Genomic DNA, 17,024 nt, shown 5'->3' with positions numbered 1-17,024 from the left:
CGGCGACGCTGACAACGGGCAAACGACCCCTCAGCTACCAAATGTCACAGTCATCAGGCACTCTGTGTGCATGATCCGTCCTCCATATTTCGCGCGCATCGCGGCAGGGGCTGCCGCCTACGTCCTCGAGGAGACCCGGAAGATTCCGGGGACTGCAGTGACTTTGCCGATGACGGCATTCAGCAAGACACTGCAGACGGGGATGCATTTCCAGCAATTCATCACCAGTCTCGCGATCCGCGGCGATCAAGTTTTCGGCCGTTTTCTCGACAGTGACGAGCCCCAGCCGGCGTGGGCCTCCTTCGACGAAGATCAACTCGAGTCCGACGACGCGGATGTGACGCAGCGATCGTCGAATCCGGGCAGGTTCGCGCTGTATTCGATGCCGCCCAATGCCGACGAGATCAGCTCGCCCCCGGCCGCCGCCCCGCTGCAGCAGCCGGAGCACACCAACGGCAGCACCGACGAACCGGAGATCGCGCAATACCTCGCTTACGGGACGCTGACGCTGGTCCAGTTGCGCGCGCGTCTGCGCTCGCTGTCGGTCGACGAGCTCACCACCCTCCTCGACTACGAGGACAAGACGCTCTCCCGCGCGCCCTTCCAGACGATGCTCGCCAATCGCATCGCATCCGCCAAGGCGAAGTGACGCAGTCACCCACCGACCCCGCGCAGTCACAGGCCAGAACGTCCAATTCGGCCGAGCATCCGTGGCCGGTCCGCTCGGTCGCGACCAAGGTCGCACAGTGGATCGACAAACTCGGCAGCGTCTGGGTGGAAGGTCAGATCACCCAGATCAACGTTCGCCCTGGCACCCGGACGGCCTTTCTCGTGTTGCGGGATCCCGCAGCCGACATGTCGCTGACCGTGACGTGTTCGCCCGACCTGCTGCGTAGTTCGCCCGTTCCCCTCACCGAGGGCAGCCGAGTGATCATGTACGGCAAGCTCGGTTTCTACACCGGCCGCGGAACGATCTCGTTGCGCGTCATCGAGATTCGCGCCGTCGGCGTCGGCGAACTGTTGGCGCGGATAGAACGCCTACGCGCCCTGCTCGACGCCGAAGGGTTGTTCGACGATCGGCTCAAACGCCCGATTCCGTTTCTGCCCACCACGATCGGTCTCGTCACCGGTCGTGCCAGCGCAGCCGAACGCGACGTCCTCACCGTCGCCCAGCAGCGTTGGCCCGCAGTGCGATTCGAGGTTCGTAACACCGCCGTGCAAGGGCCGACGGCGGTGCCGCAGATGCTTACTGCGCTGGCCGAACTGGACGGCGATCGAGGCGTCGACGTGATCATCCTTGCCCGCGGCGGCGGCAGCGTCGAAGATCTGTTGCCGTTCTCCGACGAGGCACTCTGCCGCGCCATCGTCGCCTGCACCACCCCGATCGTGAGCGCTATAGGCCACGAACCCGACAGTCCGCTCAGCGATTATGTCGCCGACGTTCGTGCTGCCACCCCCACCGACGCCGCCAAGCGCGTGGTTCCGGACGCCGTCGCAGAACAAGACCTGGTCGACGAACTGCGCGATCGATCCGCATCTGCCCTGCGTGGCTGGGTGCAGCGCGAATCCAGAGCGCTGCAGCAAGTCCGCAGCAGACAGGTACTCGCCGAACCGTTTCGCGCACTCGATCGCCACCACGACGAGGTCGAGAGGATGCGCGACGCCGCCCGACGTGATGTACTGCGGGCTCTCGATGGCGCGGACACCGCGATTCGCCACCTCGGCGAACGCCTGTCCACGCTGGGCCCCGCAGCAACCCTTGCTCGCGGATACGCTGTGGTGCAACGCATTTCAGCGGGAAATGAACCTCATATCTTGCGTTCCGTTGCGGATTCACCGCCCGGCGCGCAGCTCCGAATCCGCGTTGCGGACGGAGCGATCAATGCCGCATCGCTGGGTCCGACACCAGCTGGCAAGAACGACGAACGGAGCTAGACGAATGACACAGAACGACGACGCGACGCCCATCTCGACGATGGGCTACGAAGCCGCCCGCGACGAACTGGTGGATGTGGTGAAGGTACTCGAGCAGGGCGGCTTGGACCTCGATGCATCGCTGGCCCTGTGGGAGCGCGGCGAAGCTCTGGCGAGTCGCTGCGAGGAACACCTGGCGGGCGCGCGCAAGCGGGTCGAAGATGCGCTCGCCAAGGCCGAGGCTGCACAGGAGAGCTGACTTTCAGGGGGTTCGAGATTTCAGGGGGTTCGAGACTTCAGCGGCGTCGCGGCGTCGACGGCGTGGGCGAGTGCGGTGAACTCGTCCGTAGTGCCCGCACCCTTGAGTAGAACGCGAACCTGCGTGAAGTCGGCGACCCACAGCGGCTCGCTCCCCTTCTCCGCGTAGATCACCCAGGTGTGACCGTCGAGTTCGTTGGAACCGGTGGCCGACCGATCACCGAACAACGCAGGCACCAGGGCATCTTCGGTGGCATTGCTCTGCGACAGCTGCATGAACGCGCCTGCGTCGGTGATGTAGCCGACCGTGCTCACATCGCCCCCGCCGGGACCGTTCACCTTGGTGCGGCTGCCGGAGTTCGGCTTCCACCCGTCGGGTACGTGCGGGTTCCGAATAGGGAACGCCAGCTCGCTCGCGTCGTACTTCAGGGACGCATCGACGTCGAAGTTGGGAATCGGCCCTTCCTTCGGTCCGCCGGGCCGAAAAGCACATTGGCTCGCTATCGCGGCGATGATCACGCACATGATGACCAGCGGAATGAGCGAGAACATCATGTCTTTACTGCTGTGCAGGATGCGCGGTTTATCGGATGCCACGCAGTCCACTATCCCAGCACCAACCCGCGTGCGACCAATCGCGGGCCTCTGCGAGAATTGAGAGTGAGTTTTCCCACCAGGGTGCCTGGCACCCGATCCCTCAGGAGGCACCGCGCATGACGGCCAGCAGCACATCGAGTCGCCGCGAGGCCCCTGATCGCAACCTTGCTCTCGAGCTGGTGCGCGTCACCGAAGCCGGTGCAATGGCCGCCGGTCGCTGGGTGGGTCGCGGCGACAAGGAAGGTGGCGACGGCGCCGCAGTCGATGCCATGCGCCAACTCGTTCACACCGTCACCATGCGCGGTGTCGTGGTGATCGGCGAGGGCGAGAAAGACGAAGCGCCCATGCTCTACAACGGCGAAGAGGTCGGCAACGGCGACGGTCCGGACTGCGATTTCGCGGTCGACCCCGTCGACGGCACCACGCTGATGTCGAAGGGCATGCCGAACGCCATCTCGGTGCTCGCCGTGTCCGAGCGCGGCTCCATGTTCGATCCGTCCGCCGTGTTCTACATGGAAAAGATTGCCGTCGGCCCCGACGCCGCAGATGTCATCGACATCTCCGCGCCCGTCGCCGAGAACATCAAGCGCGTCGCGAAGGTGAAGAAGGCGTCGGTTTCCGACGTGACGGTGTGCATCCTCGATCGTCCCCGCCACATCCCCCTGATCCAGGAGGTACGCGATACCGGCGCTCGAATTCGGCTGATCTCCGACGGCGACGTTGCCGGTGCCATTGCGGCAGCACGTCCCGATTCAGGCACCGACATGCTGATCGGCACAGGTGGCACGCCCGAGGGGATCATCGCGGCCGCAGCGATGCGCTGTATGGGTGGCGCACTGCAGGGCAAGCTCGCTCCGACCGACGATGCCGAGCGCCAGAAAGCGATCGACGCCGGTCACGATCTGGACCGTGTGCTGGGCACCGAGGACCTGGTCTCCGGCGAAAACGTCTTCTTCTGCGCCACCGGGGTCACCGACGGCGACCTGCTGCGCGGCGTTCGTTACTACGGCGGCGGCGCGTCGACACAGTCGATCGTCATGCGCTCCAAGTCCGGGACCGTCCGCATGATCGACGCGTACCACCGGCTCGCGAAGCTTGGTGAATACTCGTCGATCGATTTCCACGGTGTTGACGGCGCCGTTCCGCCGATGCCCTGAGTATTTCCGAACACGCACTGCAAGGACGCCACATGCCCGACTTCCACTACACGGACCTGCTGCCCAGCGGTCCGGACCCCACGACGTATCGGTTGGTCACCGCCGAGGGTGTCAGCACCTTCGAGGCGAGCGGCCGAACCTTCCTGAAGGTGGAACCGGAGGCGCTGCGGGCGCTGGCTGCCGAGGCGATTCACGACATTTCGCATTTCCTGCGAACAGCGCACCTCGAGCAACTCCAACGGATTCTCGACGACTCCGAGGCGTCCGCGAACGACAAGTTCGTCGCGCTGGACCTGTTGAAGAACGCGAACATCGCTGCTGCGGGTGTGCTGCCGATGTGCCAGGACACCGGCACCGCGATCGTGATGGGCAAGCGCGGGCAGAACGTGTTGACCGAGGGCGGTGACGACGAGGCGCTTGCCCAGGGTGTCTACGACGCCTACACCAAGCTGAACCTGCGCTATTCGCAGTTGGCGCCGATCACCATGTGGGACGAGAAGAACACCGGCTCCAATCTGCCCGCGCAGATCGAGTTGTATGCGACGGACGGCGACGCCTACAAGTTCCTCTTCATGGCGAAGGGTGGCGGCTCGGCGAACAAGTCGTTCCTGTATCAGAAGACCAAGGCGGTCCTGAACGAGAAGGCGATGCTCCGCTTCCTCGAGACGGAGATCCGCGGCCTCGGTACGTCGGCGTGCCCGCCGTATCACCTGGCGATCGTGGTCGGTGGCACCAGCGCCGAATTCGCCCTCAAGACTGCGAAATACGCCTCCGCGCACTACCTCGACGAGCTGCCGACGCAGGGTTCGCCCTCCGGCCACGGCTTCCGCGATCTGGAACTCGAGCAGAAGGTCTTCGAGCTGACCCAGAAGATCGGCATCGGAGCGCAATTCGGTGGCAAGTACTTCTGCCACGACGTCCGCGTCGTTCGACTCCCCCGACACGGTGCGTCGTGCCCGGTGGCCATCGCCGTGTCGTGTTCTGCGGACCGGCAGGCCCGCGCGAAGATCACCGCCGACGGCGTGTTCCTCGAACAGCTGGAGAAAGATCCGGCGCGTTTCCTGCCCGATACGGACGACGCGGCGCTCAACAAAGAAGTCGTACGGATCGACATCGACCGGCCGATGGACGAAATTCGTGCAGAACTCACGAAATACCCTGTGAAGACTCGTCTTTCGCTGACAGGAACATTGGTGGTCGCGCGTGACATCGCACACGCCAAGATCAAGGACCTGCTCGACTCCGGCGAACCGATGCCCGAGTACCTGCGCAACCACCCCGTCTACTACGCGGGACCGGCCAAAACCCCGGAGGGCTACGCGTCGGGGTCGTTCGGCCCTACCACAGCCGGACGCATGGACTCGTACGTCGAACAGTTCCAGGCGGCAGGCGGTTCGCTGATCATGCTCGCGAAAGGCAACCGGTCGCAGCAGGTCACCGACGCATGCGCGGCACACGGCGGCTTCTACCTCGGATCGATCGGCGGGCCCGCCGCGCGTCTCGCGCTCGACTGCATCCGGAAGGTCGAGGTTCTGGAATACCCCGAACTGGGTATGGAAGCAGTGTGGCGAATCGAGGTGGAAGATTTCCCCGCGTTCATTGTTGTAGACGACAAGGGGAACGACTTCTTCGCGAACCCAGCGGAGGAGTCGGTGGTATTCCGGAGTATTCCAATACGAACCTAGGAGACGGCGTCCCATGAGTGCGAGTGACGATCAGCAATTCCGAATCGAACACGACACCATGGGCGAGGTTCGCGTGCCCATCGACGCCCTGTGGCGGGCACAGACGCAACGCGCGGTGGAGAACTTCCCGATCAGTGGGCGTCCACTGGAACGCACGCAGATAAGGGCAATGGGTTTGCTGAAAGCCGCGTGCGCTCAGGTGAACAAGGATCTCGGCCTACTCGATGCGGAGAAGGCCGACGCGATCATCGCCGCGGCGAACGAGATCGCCGAAGGCCGCCACGACGACCAGTTCCCGATCGACGTGTTCCAGACCGGTTCCGGTACCAGCTCCAACATGAACGCCAACGAGGTGATCGCCTCCATTGCCAAGGCCAACGGCTGCGACGTGCACCCCAACGATCACGTCAACATGTCGCAGTCGTCGAACGACACCTTCCCCACCGCTACGCATCTTGCCGCAACGGAAGCCGCAGTGACGGATCTGATTCCGGCCTTGGAGCATCTGCAGCAGGCCCTCGCAGGTAAGGCTGTCGAGTGGAGGACCGTGGTGAAGTCGGGCCGCACCCACCTCATGGATGCGGTGCCGGTCACCCTCGGTCAGGAGTTCGGTGGCTACGCCCGTCAGATCGAGGCCGGGGTCGAACGAATACGCGGGTCCCTTCCTCGTTTGGGCGAGCTGCCCATCGGCGGTACCGCCGTCGGGACGGGACTGAACGCACCGGACGGATTCGGTCCGAAAGTGGTTGCGGAACTGGTCAAGTCGACAGGCGTAGACGCACTGGCGCCCGCAAAGAACAGCTTCGAGGCGCAGGCTGCGCGTGACGGCCTCGTCGAAGCATCGGGTTCGCTACGCACCATCGCCGTCTCGCTGACCAAGATCGCGAACGACATCCGCTGGATGGGTTCGGGACCGCTCACCGGTCTCGGCGAAATCCGGCTTCCCGATCTGCAACCCGGCAGCTCGATCATGCCTGGCAAGGTGAATCCGGTACTGCCGGAAGCAGTTACGCAGGTCGCCGCTCAGGTCATCGGCAACGACGCGGCCGTCGCGTTCGGTGGCGCGTCCGGTGCGTTCGAACTCAACGTCTACATCCCGATGATGGCTCGCAACCTGCTCGAGTCGTTCACGTTGCTGGCCAACGTCTCACGCCTGTTCGCAGACAAGTGCGTCAGCGGACTCGAGGCAAACGTCGAGCACCTCAAGGAACTCGCCGAGTCGTCCCCGTCGATCGTGACGCCACTGAACTCCGCGATCGGCTACGAGGAAGCCGCAGCCGTCGCGAAGCAGGCGTTGAAAGAGAAGAAGACCATCAGGCAGACCGTGATCGATCGCGGCTTGGTCGGCGACAAGCTGTCCGAAGAAGAGTTGGACAAACGACTCGACGTCCTTGCGATGGCAAAGGTAAAGGAATAGCACAAATTGCTGTTCCCTCGGGGACCACCCGAGGACTAACGTCGTTTCATGACGCTGCGCACCTGGTCGACAATGCGTGTGGGGCACCGCCGACGGAGCACGATGTCCGTCGCTGCAGCGGTGTCGATAGTGGCTCTGATCGGCGGATGCACAGCATCCACGTCCGATGATTCCTCGTCCGGCTCTTCGAGTGCGGCGGCACCGTCGGGATCGTCGGCGGAGTCGTCGCCACAGCAGTCGCCGGGTCAGGTTGCAGGCGTCGCCCTTCCCGAGAACGCAGTCGACAACGCGATCGGCAAGCTCGACGGCCTGGCCGATTCGCTGATGAAGGAATCCGGGATTCCCGGCATGGCGGTTGCTGTGGTGCACGGCGGAAAGACCGTGTACGCCAAGGGCTTCGGTGTGCGAGACATCGGCAAGCCGGACAAGGTGGACGCAGATACCGTCTTCCAGCTGGCGTCGGTCTCGAAATCCGTAGGCTCGACGGTCATCGCCCATCAGGTCGGAACCGGGGCGATCGACTGGGACACACCGCTGGTGTCGAAGCTGCCCTGGTTCGCTCTCGACGACCCCACGGTGACGCCGAAGGTGACCATCGCCGACATGTACGCGCACAGATCGGGATTGCCCGACCACGCGGGCGACAAGCTGGAGGAGCTCGGCTACGACCGGCGCCAGGTGCTGGAGCGACTCCGCTTGGTGCCACTCGACCCGTTCCGAATCACCTACCACTACACCAACTTCGGCGTGACGGCGGGAGCGGAGGCCACGGCGGCATCCGCAGGCACCGATTGGGAGACACTGTCGCAGCAGGCTATCTACGGGCCCCTCGGAATGTCCTCCACCAGTTCACGATTCGCCGATTTCGAAGCGAAGCCGGACCACGCTGTCGGCCATGTCAAGGTCGGCGACAAGTATGTCGCCCAGCCGGCACAGTCACAGCGCCAACCCGACGCGCAGTCGCCGGCAGGAGGTGTGAGTTCGTCGGTCGACGACATGAGTCATTGGCTGGCGATGTTGCTCGCCGACGGCAAATACGACGGCAAGGAAATCGTGAAGCCGGATGCACTGCTACCCGCCGTCACGGCCGAGATCGTGTCCAGTCCCGCAGGCACACCCGACTCGCGGTCCGGCTACTACGGTTACGGCTTCAACGTCTCGATCACGTCCGCCGGTCGTGCTCAGTACAGCCACTCCGGCGCGTTCGCCCTCGGGGCCGGAACCAACTTCGTGGTGCTTCCGTCCGCAGATGTTGCGATCATCGCGCTGACCAACGCGGCACCGACCGGTGTTCCGGAGACACTGACCGCCGAATTCTCCGATCTTGTCCAGTTCGGTGAGGTCCGTCAGGACTGGCGCACGTTGTACAAGAACGCCTTCGCCGCGGAGAGCAATCCGACCGGATCACTGATCGGGAAGACACCGCCGCCCAATGCTGCTGCCGCACAACCCAATGCCACCTATGTCGGGACATACAACAGCGACTACTGGGGACCTGCCGTCGTATCGGAAAAGGACGGCAAACTGGTACTCGGGCTCGGCCCGAAGGGCCAGTCGTATCCACTGACACATTGGGACGGCGACACGTTCACGTTCACGCTCAACAGCGAGAACGCGCCACCCGGGAGCATCTCCAAGGCCACCTTCGCCGGAAACGCACTCACCGTCGAGTACTTGGACGACGACGGCCTCGGACGGTTCACCCGGTGATCGGGCGCATTAAACGGTAAGTTTCCCCAATTCATCGCGAGACTGTTCACCGGCAGGCTCGAATGTCCGCCCAGCAATATTCCATTCGGCAATCAAGGGGCCGAATACCAGTTCGGTCTCACGTGCGGGATCGTAGATTCCCGCGGTGGCCAACTCGCCGGTGCTGTCGCGGTCGCCGGGCAATGGAATAACGGGAACTCGGAACTCTCGCACTCTCTCGGCAATCGCGTTGACAGTCTGTTCCGGAGCCAGATCCAGCGCGGCATCGATCAGGTTCGCGAAGAATTTCGTCTGCAGCTCGTCATCGGTCGCAATTCGTTCACAGATAGCTGCTGCGACTTTGTCACCGCACTGCGCGGCGGTGTTGCGATGCCGGATCGCCGAGGCGGCCTCGTCGAACGCGGCGGTCGCGAGGATCTCGAGCAGATGCAACGAAGGCAGGCTGTAGCCGGTCGTCATATGGGTCATGCGGACGCGTTCGAGTTCGACCGGGTCGACTGCGCGAGTCAAGACCAGGAAGTCCCGCAGCACGATCGAATGCCGGTTCTCCTCCGCGGTCCACCTGCCGACCCAGCGCCACCACGGACCGCTGACCAGCCGGCCAGCAAGTTCGCGGTGGTAGGACGGCATATTGTCGGCAGCGAGGACGCCGACCGTAAGCCCGAGCTTTCCGATATCGCTCAACGTGGATTGTTCCGGCGCCCAATCGGTTCCGCCGAGGAAATCGAAGTTCCGGCCGTCGTCCCACGGCACCATGTCCTGCGGCTGCCAGACATCGGCAACGGCGATGTGGCGTTCCAGGTTGTCCGAGACAACTGGTGCGAGGGCGTCGAGCAGGTCTTTGTCGTTCAATTCCGTGGAAGGCACCGCACCACGGTAACGGTTGGACGCGACGGTTGGAAAAACAACGCGTGGCGGTCACCCTCACCGGATGACCGCCACGCGTCAGAAGAGATTTACTGCATCAGCCAGCACTTACTTCGGGACGACCGCGGTCTGTCCGTTGATGTAGGTGATGTTGCCGTTCTCGAAATCACTCTGGAGACCGTTCGCGATCGGGTGCTCGTCCGTCAGCGGGGCACCGAGCTGGCCGTTGGCGCCGCCATCGGCTTCCCATGCCTTACGGATTTCGCCCCACACGATGTGTGCAGGCGTGTTGGCGCCCGCGTAGATGATGCCCCCATCGAATTCCTGGTACTTGCCACCCTTGTTGTCGGTCTGCTCAGGACCGGTCGGGAGCCCGAGGGTGCCCGTGTCTGCGCCGACCGACTTGTACTTGTCGAGCACGCCACCTGCGACGGTGACCTCGCCCGACGGGGTGTTGATCTGGGTTGTGCCGCCGGCGCCTTCGGCACCTGCTGCGCCCGAGCCGGCTGCGCCCGAGCCCTCTGCACCCGAGCCCTCTGCGCCCGATGCGCCTTCCGAACCGGAAGCGCCCGCGGATGCGGTTGCACTATCGACAGCAGACTTGGCCGAATCGGTGGCCGAAGAAACTGCCGACTTGGCGGAGGCAGTCAGGTCGCCGACACTTGGAGTCTTGGAGTCGTCGCCGCAACCAACGGCAATCAAGGCGATTGCGGCAAATGCCGCGGTGAATCCAGCTGTTCGACGAGCGATGTGCTGCATACTCAATCCTCTCGCATCAGGTATGGGCGACGTAATTCACGCTACCCTCGCGTAGCGTAGCGCCGAATGCCCGCAACAGCACGGCAAACCTCCGGTCGTCCGGTAAATCAGGTGATTACCAGCGAATTTTTCGAATGGTTTGCGCCCATTCATTCCTTCGAGCGACGCATTCTCGGACTATTCGATCGCGACCACCGCACCGGGAAGCAACCACCGGATGATTCCGACCAAGGCGCCCTCGGTCATCGACACGCAACCGTCGGTGGGTTCACCGTCGCTGACATGCATGAAGAAGGCACCACCGCCACCGGGTGTCCGCGCGGCGTTGACGCCCATCACCACGGCGTACCGATACTCCGGAATCGCCAGTCGTTCGCTTTCGTTCTCGTCGAACGGACACGTCCCCGGCGCACAGACCTGATGGGTGTTGTAGGTGGGACTCTGTACGTCGCCGTCCCACCAATCGTTCGGGCCGACCTGCCGATACGGCAAGAATCCACCGGGCGCGGGACCGGTGCCGAACACCGACGGCAGCGCGAAAACACCAGCGGGCGTTGCCGGAACGCCGTCGACCGCTTGTGGCGCAATGCCGTCCGATCCGACGAACGCGGCAATCGGAGCGATAACGCGGTCCCAACCATCGAGCCCGCGTTGCCACGCTTCCACCGTGGCGCCGGTGCCGCCGTCACCCCGAACCGACACCACCTGGACGGCCGCACCGACGCGATTGTCGAACCAGGGAGTCGATGGTTGCGCACCCGCGGTCGGTGCCAGCACCAGCGCGAAGAGCGCCACCATTCCGAATACCGCGGCCGTCGCCGAAGTGCGCATCACTCATGGTTATGCGCAAACGTGCCTGGTGTCAACGCTTTCGCGGAGCTAGTCGTCCGCTCCCCGAGCAACAAGCGCCTCCCCCAACGCATCTGCGGTGCGCAGCGCGCGGACGATCACCGGTGTCGCGAGGGCGGTGATCGACCATTGCAGGCCACGCGCTTTGCGGGCTTCGGCGACCTCCCGCACGATTCCCGACAGCAGCGGAACACAACGAATCGTCAACGCCAGCAACAGACCTACGCGCTCCGGGTCGACGCCGAACCGTCGTAGCGGGCCGAGTGCGCGTTGCGACGTGTCGAGCATTGCGGTGACCGTTGTGGTCAACGTGACCAGCGCTGCCAGAGCAACACTGAGCACCAGAACACCGCAGACGACGACGGCGCGGGCGGGACCGGTGATCAGTATCTGAAACACCGCGATGATCGCGACCATCCACAGCAACGGACGCAGTTGAGCGATCACCACCGACACAGGAATGCGAGCGACGACGAAGCCGAGGGCGGCGATGACACCTGCAACGCCGACGCCGATCGGGGAGCGAACCACTGCGACGAGCACGATGATTCCGACCAGCATCGCCGCCAGTTTCACACCGGCCGGAAGCCGGTGCAGGACAGACGATCCCGGATAATAGAGACCGATCACGCAAGCAGCTTCCGGTATGCGGGAACGGCGTCCTCGGCACTACCGTCGAACGCGATCACGCCGTCGTCGATCACGATCACCCGATCGAAATCGTCGAGCAACCCCAGCTGATGTGTCACGACGATCACCTGCTGCTCCATGCTGGACAGCACACCGGTGACGATGCGGGCGTTGCGAAGGTCGAGCAGGGTTGTCGGCTCGTCCGCCACGATCACCTCGGGCCTGCGGATGAGCACCGCTCCGATCGCGAGCAACTGCTTCTGACCGCCGGACAACAGATGCGCGGGGTGATCGCGATGGTTCTCCAATCCGAAACGCGACAACGTTTCGTCGACGCGCTTCGACACCTCGCTCTTGTCCAGCTTGGTGCGTCGCAGCGAGAAGGCCAGGTCCTCGGCCACGGTGGGCATCACGATCTGGTTGTCGGGATCGGTGAAGACGAATCCGACGCGGCGGCGGACGTCTGCACCCTTCTTGGCGACATCGAGATCGTCGACGTAGACCTTGCCGCGGCTCGGTTTCACCAGGCCGTTGATCATCCGCGCCAACGTCGATTTGCCGGAACCGTTCGAACCGATGATGCCGATGCGGCGCTCCGACAGCTCGATGCTGATGTCGCGCAGCACCGTCCGGTCACCGAACGAGTGCCCGACGCCGTCGAATCGAATGACGCTCACGACACCCGCTCCACCAACATCGCCACTCCTTGGCCACCGCCGATGGCGCAGGCGGCGAGGCCGAGCGCGGGCCCGCCCTCGCGCAACATCTGAGCTGCCAACCGCACCAGCAGGATTGCACCGGACGCACCCCATGGGTGACCCATGGCGATCGCACCACCCTGCGGGCACACCACCTCGGGATCGATGTCGAACTCGTCGATCACAGCGAGCACCACCGACGCGAAGGCCTCGGTGATCTCCACTACGCCGATGTCGTCGATCCCGACGCCGCAGCGTTGCAGCACCTTTCGGATGGCGGGGACCGGTCCCAACCCCGGCAGAGCTGGATCCGTCGCGCCGACCGCAGCGCCGAGCACACGAAGCGCGGGAACGCCGGACGCGACCTCGGCGGTGGTGACGGCCAAAGCCGCTGCACCATCGGAAATTCCGCACGAGTTGCCTGCGGTTGCGGTGCCGCCGGCACCGAAGGCCGGTCGCAACCTGCCGAGACGTTGCGCGGTGAGCCCGGCCCGAATGCGTTGGTCTCTGTCGATCTCGCCGATCGGCACTGTCTCCGCACCGAAATCCGCGGCAGCGGCCCGCGCATGTGATCGCTCCGCATAGCGGTCCTGCCGTTCGCGTGAGATCCCGCGGATCCGCGCAAGATCGTCGGCAGCTACACCCATGTCCGGATCGGGAAAACCGCTGGGCGCGAACGGCGCCCGGGTGTATCGAGTGGGATCGCCACCGTCGACAGGCGGCCAGTAGCGCCACGGCGCGGTGCTCGCGGACTCGACACCGCCCGCGAGTATCAGCTTGTCCTCGCCACTGCGCACCCGCTGCGCCGCGAGCATCACGGCGTCGAGCCCAGATCCGCACTGCCGGTCGACGGTAACGCCGGGAACCTCGCTACCCAGTCCGGCCTGTAGCGCCGACACACGCGCAGGATCGCCACCCGGACCGAGACAGTTGCCGAGCACCACATCGTCGATCTCGATGTCGATGTCGTTGGCCCGCAGGTCCGCGGCCACCGCGGCAAGAATGGGTGCGGCGAGGTCGGGAACGGTGAGATCGGCCAGGCCGTGCCCCGCGTTGCCGATCGGCGTACGCCGCGCGGCGATCAAGACGGGGGTGCTCACGCGTCTGATCCTAGAGTCGAGCGCAACAGAGCGGCGCGCACCTGACCCCGTGCCACCTTCCCGCTTGCCGTCCGGGGCAGGCGGCGCTCGATCAGCCACTTCCGCGGCACGCCCTGGTGCGGTAGCGCCGCGCGTGCGGTTGCGCGAACCGCGGCAAGGTCGGTGTCGGGGTCGAGTTCCACGACGGCGGTGACGATCTCACCGAGCACCGAATGGGGAGTGCCGACCACTGCGACGCCCCGAACGCCGTCGATGGCGGCGAGGACACGCTCCACATCTTCGGCGATGATCGTCGCTCCGCCGACGTTGATTGCGGCGTCGGCACGGCCGTGCACCACGATCGTCCCGTCGTCGTACAGGGTCGCGAGATCGCCTGCGCTGCGCCACTCTTCGCCACCGTTTGCGACGTACGGTGAGCGCACCCAGAGGCATCCGTCGCGAATCTCGAGGTCGACGCCTGGAAAGGCCCGCAACGGCTCGGGCACCACCCGCGCCGCCACCAACGACAGTTCCGCGGCACCGTAGTACTCGATCACCGTGATCCCCCGCCGGGATGCGGCCATGGATGCGGTGGGGTCCAATGCAATTCCGGCCACCACGGCAATTCGCAACGCCGGCGCCGAATCGATCAGTGTCCGCAGAACCGCCGGAACTGCATGTGCCGCAGTGCTCGTCGTCGGATCATCGGTCACGCAGGCACCGATCGAGAGCGCGTGCACGGCGGCGAACAAGTGCATCGTGGCGTGCAGCGGCCCGGTGATCAGAACACGATCGGCGGCGGACAATCCGGTCAGCCGGGTGAACGCGGGAAAGCTGTCGGTCCAGGATTCGACGCTACGAGCGAGCCGCTGCGGATTGCCGGACGAACCCGACGTTGCCACCAGCAGGAAAGCGCCATCCGGTACGTCCGCATCGACCGTCAGGAGTGGATCGACCACGCGAACACTCGAACCCTGCGCGGCGGCGGCGAATACGCAGGCCAGCGCATCGGGAACGTCGAGCGTTGCCGCGTCGTGGTGTGCGGTTCGTGGCCAGTCGTCGACGATGTGAGCGAGCTCGGCGTAGGTGTATGTCCGACCCGACCACACGATCGCCGGTGCGTCGGAATGGCCACCGAGCGCAAGATTCACGCTTGCGACGACTCCAATGTCGTTGTGCCACGGTCACGCTGCATCAAACCCGGGTACGCGCGGTGCACGCTCTTCGCAACGATCGACGCGACGACGACCTTCGCGATGTCACCGGGAACGAAGGCACCGTTGGTGGTGATCGCCGCTCCGATGCCGAGATCTGTTCGCAGCAGCAGACCGAGCACGCCGAAGAAATAGATGATCACCAGTCCGCCGACAGCGTTGATGATCAGGCCCGCCCACAGCGGGTATTGCGGCAGAATCCGCGCGGTGGCGAAACCGATGAAGATCGTGCAGAACGCCCAGCCGATCATGTAACCGACGGTCGGGCTGGCGAACACTCCGAGGCCGCCGCGTCCGCCCGCGAGCAACGGCAGGCCCATCGCGACCAGCGCGATGAAGACGAGGATCGACAACGTGCCCTTGCGCGCACCGAGGATGGCGCCTGCCAGGATCACGCCGAGTGTTTGCAGCGTGATCGGCACCGATCCGATGCCGACGCTGATGGAACCGGGCAGTCCGAGGGCCGCGATCAGTGCGGCGAAAACGGCAATCTGTGCGAGCTCGCGTGCTGAGAATTGTGAAACGGACACCAGCGGACTCTAGCGGCTCCGCCGCAGGTGAGCGTTTTCTGGGTGTGGAGACCAACAAAACGCTCACCTGCGCGGCACGCGCATTACTCGCCTGGACCGAACTCCTCGAGCATCTCGGTGACCAACGCGGCGATCGGGGAACGCTCGCTGCGGGTGAGGGTCACATGCGCGAAGAGCGGGTGGCCCTTCAACTTCTCGATCACCGCGGCGACGCCGTCATGACGCCCGACCCGCAGGTTGTCGCGCTGGGCGACGTCGTGGGTGAGCACCACCCGCGACCCGCTGCCCAATCGACTCAACACCGTCAGCAGCACGTTGCGTTCCAACGATTGCGCCTCGTCGACGATCACGAAGGAATCGTGCAACGACCGACCGCGAATATGGGTGAGCGGCAGTACCTCCAGCATTCCGCGGCTGATGACTTCTTCCATCACCTCAGGACTGGCGAGCCCGTCGAGCGTGTCGAAGACCGCCTGCGCCCACGGCCCCATCTTCTCGCTCTCGCTACCCGGCAGGTAGCCGAGTTCCTGGCCGCCGACGGCGTATAGCGGCCGGAATACGACCACCTTGCGCTGGGTGCGCCGCTCGAGCACCGCCTCCAGACCTGCCGTCAACGCCAGGGCGGACTTGCCCGTTCCCGCTTTGCCACCGAGCGAGACGATGCCGATGCTCTCGTCGAGCAGCAGATCGAGCGCGATGCGCTGTTCCGCCGAGCGACCGTGCAGGCCGAACGCTTCCCGCTCGCCGCGCACCAACTGCACCCGCTTGTCCGGCGTGACCCGACCGAGCGCACTCGACGACCCGCCGAGCAACCGAACTCCGGTGTGGCACGGCAGTTCTCGGGCCTCGTCCAGGTCGATGACACCTTCGGAGAACAGCGAGTCGATGTCCGTCGACGCCACGTCGAGTTCGGTCATACCGGTCCAGCCCGACGGCACCACGTCGTGTGCGTGGTACTCGTCGGCGGGGAGGCCGACAGCACCGGCTTTGACACGCAACGGAATATCCTTGCTGACCAGCGTCACATCCTTGCCTTCGGCGGCAAGGTTCAAGGCGCAGGCCAGAATTCGGGAATCGTTGGAGTCGGTGCGGAAGCCCACGGGCAACACCGTCGGGTCCGTGTGATTGAGCTCCACCTGCAACGTGCCGCCGGAACTTCCGATGGGCACAGGTCGGTCGAGGCGGCTGTAGGACAGCCGTAGATCGTCGAGCATCCGGAGCGACTCGCGCGCGAACCATCCCAGTTCGTGGTGATGGCGTTTACCTTCGAGCTCGCTGATGACCACCAACGGGAGCACGACGTTGTGCTCTGCGAATCGGGTCACCGCCCAAGGGTCAGACAGCAGTACCGACGTATCGAGTACGTACGTCCGGACGGCTGCACTTCCAGAGACCGAGCGTGTTGCAGTCACGTGAGGCTCCTACATTTGCACGGCACCCGCGCAAATTCACTCGCTGGACCGGTCCGTTCCGAGCAGTAGCCGACGTGTGTCAGCGCCCGCAAGGGCCGGGTGCCGGCCCCCTCAGACTGCGAATCTCAGTCATGATCGGAACCTCCCGCACGGACCGCTTCCCCGCTGTCCGTAGTGCCGACGCTACAACCGATGCACTCGCGAACCCGCCCCTGCAGTGGGCGTGTCGGTGAACAGATTGTTAACGC

17 protein-coding genes are annotated in these 17,024 nt (G+C 64.6%); 7 read left to right on the top strand and 10 right to left on the bottom strand.

The window, feature by feature from the left end:
- Positions 1-70 precede the first annotated feature (70 nt).
- Genes FOY51_RS04935 through FOY51_RS04925 form a run of 3 tightly spaced genes read left to right on the top strand, consistent with a single transcriptional unit; the run spans position 71 to position 2,173 of the window.
- Positions 71-649: a lipid droplet-associated protein gene (locus tag FOY51_RS04935; protein WP_149429088.1), complete on the top strand. Its 579-nt coding sequence runs from the start codon at positions 71-73 to the stop codon at positions 647-649.
- Positions 646-1,935 (top strand): exodeoxyribonuclease VII large subunit, encoded by a 1,290-nt coding sequence (gene xseA, locus FOY51_RS04930; protein ID WP_149429087.1) that lies wholly within the window; start codon positions 646-648, stop codon positions 1,933-1,935. Before FOY51_RS04935 ends, xseA begins: the two co-directional genes overlap by 4 nt.
- A 4-nt stretch (positions 1,936-1,939) precedes the next feature.
- Positions 1,940-2,173: an exodeoxyribonuclease VII small subunit gene (locus FOY51_RS04925; RefSeq protein WP_149429086.1), complete on the top strand. Its 234-nt coding sequence runs from the start codon at positions 1,940-1,942 to the stop codon at positions 2,171-2,173.
- A 20-nt stretch (positions 2,174-2,193) separates the two neighbouring features.
- Here the strand turns inward: FOY51_RS04925 and FOY51_RS04920 are convergent, their stop codons facing one another.
- A complete protein-coding gene (locus FOY51_RS04920; RefSeq protein ID WP_149429085.1) occupies positions 2,194-2,769 on the bottom strand; it encodes a DUF4245 domain-containing protein in 576 nt (191 codons plus the stop codon).
- A gap of 116 nt (positions 2,770-2,885) precedes the next feature.
- Here FOY51_RS04920 and glpX point away from each other — a divergent pair, with 116 nt between their 5' ends.
- From glpX to FOY51_RS04900, 4 genes are all read left to right on the top strand, one after another.
- Entirely contained in the window at positions 2,886-3,926 is a 1,041-nt protein-coding gene (glpX, locus tag FOY51_RS04915) for a class II fructose-bisphosphatase (RefSeq protein WP_149429084.1), read from the top strand.
- 32 nt (positions 3,927-3,958) lie between these two features.
- On the top strand, positions 3,959-5,611 hold the full coding sequence (locus FOY51_RS04910; protein WP_149429083.1) for a fumarate hydratase: 1,653 nt from the start codon (positions 3,959-3,961) through the stop codon (positions 5,609-5,611).
- A 13-nt stretch (positions 5,612-5,624) separates the two neighbouring features.
- A complete protein-coding gene (locus tag FOY51_RS04905; RefSeq protein ID WP_149429082.1) occupies positions 5,625-7,028 on the top strand; it encodes a class II fumarate hydratase in 1,404 nt (467 codons plus the stop codon).
- 72 nt (positions 7,029-7,100) lie between these two features.
- Positions 7,101-8,738: a serine hydrolase gene (locus tag FOY51_RS04900; RefSeq protein WP_503487659.1), complete on the top strand. Its 1,638-nt coding sequence runs from the start codon at positions 7,101-7,103 to the stop codon at positions 8,736-8,738.
- Between the two features lie 9 nt (positions 8,739-8,747).
- Here the strand turns inward: FOY51_RS04900 and FOY51_RS04895 are convergent, their stop codons facing one another.
- The 9 genes from FOY51_RS04895 to phoH2 form a co-directional block, all read right to left on the bottom strand.
- Positions 8,748-9,605: an acyl-ACP desaturase gene (locus FOY51_RS04895; protein WP_235916119.1), complete on the bottom strand. Its 858-nt coding sequence runs from the start codon at positions 9,603-9,605 to the stop codon at positions 8,748-8,750.
- A 108-nt stretch (positions 9,606-9,713) separates the two neighbouring features.
- Positions 9,714-10,364: an LGFP repeat-containing protein gene (locus FOY51_RS04890; protein ID WP_149429081.1), complete on the bottom strand. Its 651-nt coding sequence runs from the start codon at positions 10,362-10,364 to the stop codon at positions 9,714-9,716.
- A gap of 177 nt (positions 10,365-10,541) precedes the next feature.
- Positions 10,542-11,195, bottom strand: a complete 654-nt coding sequence (locus FOY51_RS04885; protein ID WP_187776181.1) for a L,D-transpeptidase family protein — start codon at positions 11,193-11,195, stop codon at positions 10,542-10,544.
- Between the two features lie 48 nt (positions 11,196-11,243).
- Entirely contained in the window at positions 11,244-11,843 is a 600-nt protein-coding gene (locus tag FOY51_RS04880; RefSeq protein WP_149429080.1) for an energy-coupling factor transporter transmembrane component T family protein, read from the bottom strand.
- On the bottom strand, positions 11,840-12,520 hold the full coding sequence (locus FOY51_RS04875) for an energy-coupling factor ABC transporter ATP-binding protein (RefSeq protein WP_149429079.1): 681 nt from the start codon (positions 12,518-12,520) through the stop codon (positions 11,840-11,842). The genes FOY51_RS04880 and FOY51_RS04875 overlap by 4 nt, the downstream gene beginning before the upstream one ends.
- Positions 12,517-13,641, bottom strand: a complete 1,125-nt coding sequence (locus FOY51_RS04870) for a thiolase family protein (protein WP_235916118.1) — start codon at positions 13,639-13,641, stop codon at positions 12,517-12,519. The genes FOY51_RS04875 and FOY51_RS04870 overlap by 4 nt, the downstream gene beginning before the upstream one ends.
- Positions 13,638-14,771, bottom strand: a complete 1,134-nt coding sequence (locus FOY51_RS04865) for an AMP-binding enzyme (RefSeq protein ID WP_149429078.1) — start codon at positions 14,769-14,771, stop codon at positions 13,638-13,640. The genes FOY51_RS04870 and FOY51_RS04865 overlap by 4 nt, the downstream gene beginning before the upstream one ends.
- On the bottom strand, positions 14,768-15,364 hold the full coding sequence (locus FOY51_RS04860; RefSeq protein WP_149429077.1) for a biotin transporter BioY: 597 nt from the start codon (positions 15,362-15,364) through the stop codon (positions 14,768-14,770). Before FOY51_RS04860 ends, FOY51_RS04865 begins: the two co-directional genes overlap by 4 nt.
- 83 nt (positions 15,365-15,447) lie before the next feature.
- On the bottom strand, positions 15,448-16,776 hold the full coding sequence (gene phoH2 / locus FOY51_RS04855; protein WP_149429076.1) for an RNA 5'-3' helicase PhoH2: 1,329 nt from the start codon (positions 16,774-16,776) through the stop codon (positions 15,448-15,450).
- Between the last annotated feature and the right edge of the window lie 248 nt (positions 16,777-17,024).

This window comes from Antrihabitans cavernicola (assembly GCF_008297975.1).
GTDB classification, from domain to species: domain Bacteria; phylum Actinomycetota; class Actinomycetes; order Mycobacteriales; family Mycobacteriaceae; genus Antrihabitans; species Antrihabitans cavernicola.
The sequence above is the reverse complement of the archived record's forward strand: the minus strand, read 5'-3'. Positions and strand labels throughout refer to the sequence as shown.

What these genes read in the sequence shown, in the direction of transcription:
- FOY51_RS04905 (WP_149429082.1), top strand. Translation starts at nt 5,625, where the DNA reads ATGAGTGCGAGTGACGATCAGCAATTCCGAATCGAACACGACACCATG.
- FOY51_RS04925 (WP_149429086.1), top strand. Translation starts at nt 1,940, where the DNA reads ATGACACAGAACGACGACGCGACGCCCATCTCGACGATGGGCTACGAA.
- FOY51_RS04935 (WP_149429088.1), top strand. Translation starts at nt 71, where the DNA reads ATGATCCGTCCTCCATATTTCGCGCGCATCGCGGCAGGGGCTGCCGCC.
- FOY51_RS04885 (WP_187776181.1), bottom strand. Translation starts at nt 11,195, where the DNA reads ATGCGCACTTCGGCGACGGCCGCGGTATTCGGAATGGTGGCGCTCTTC.
- FOY51_RS04910 (WP_149429083.1), top strand. Translation starts at nt 3,959, where the DNA reads ATGCCCGACTTCCACTACACGGACCTGCTGCCCAGCGGTCCGGACCCC.
- FOY51_RS04900 (WP_503487659.1), top strand. Translation starts at nt 7,101, where the DNA reads ATGCGTGTGGGGCACCGCCGACGGAGCACGATGTCCGTCGCTGCAGCG.
- FOY51_RS04890 (WP_149429081.1), bottom strand. Translation starts at nt 10,364, where the DNA reads ATGCAGCACATCGCTCGTCGAACAGCTGGATTCACCGCGGCATTTGCC.
- glpX (WP_149429084.1), top strand. Translation starts at nt 2,886, where the DNA reads ATGACGGCCAGCAGCACATCGAGTCGCCGCGAGGCCCCTGATCGCAAC.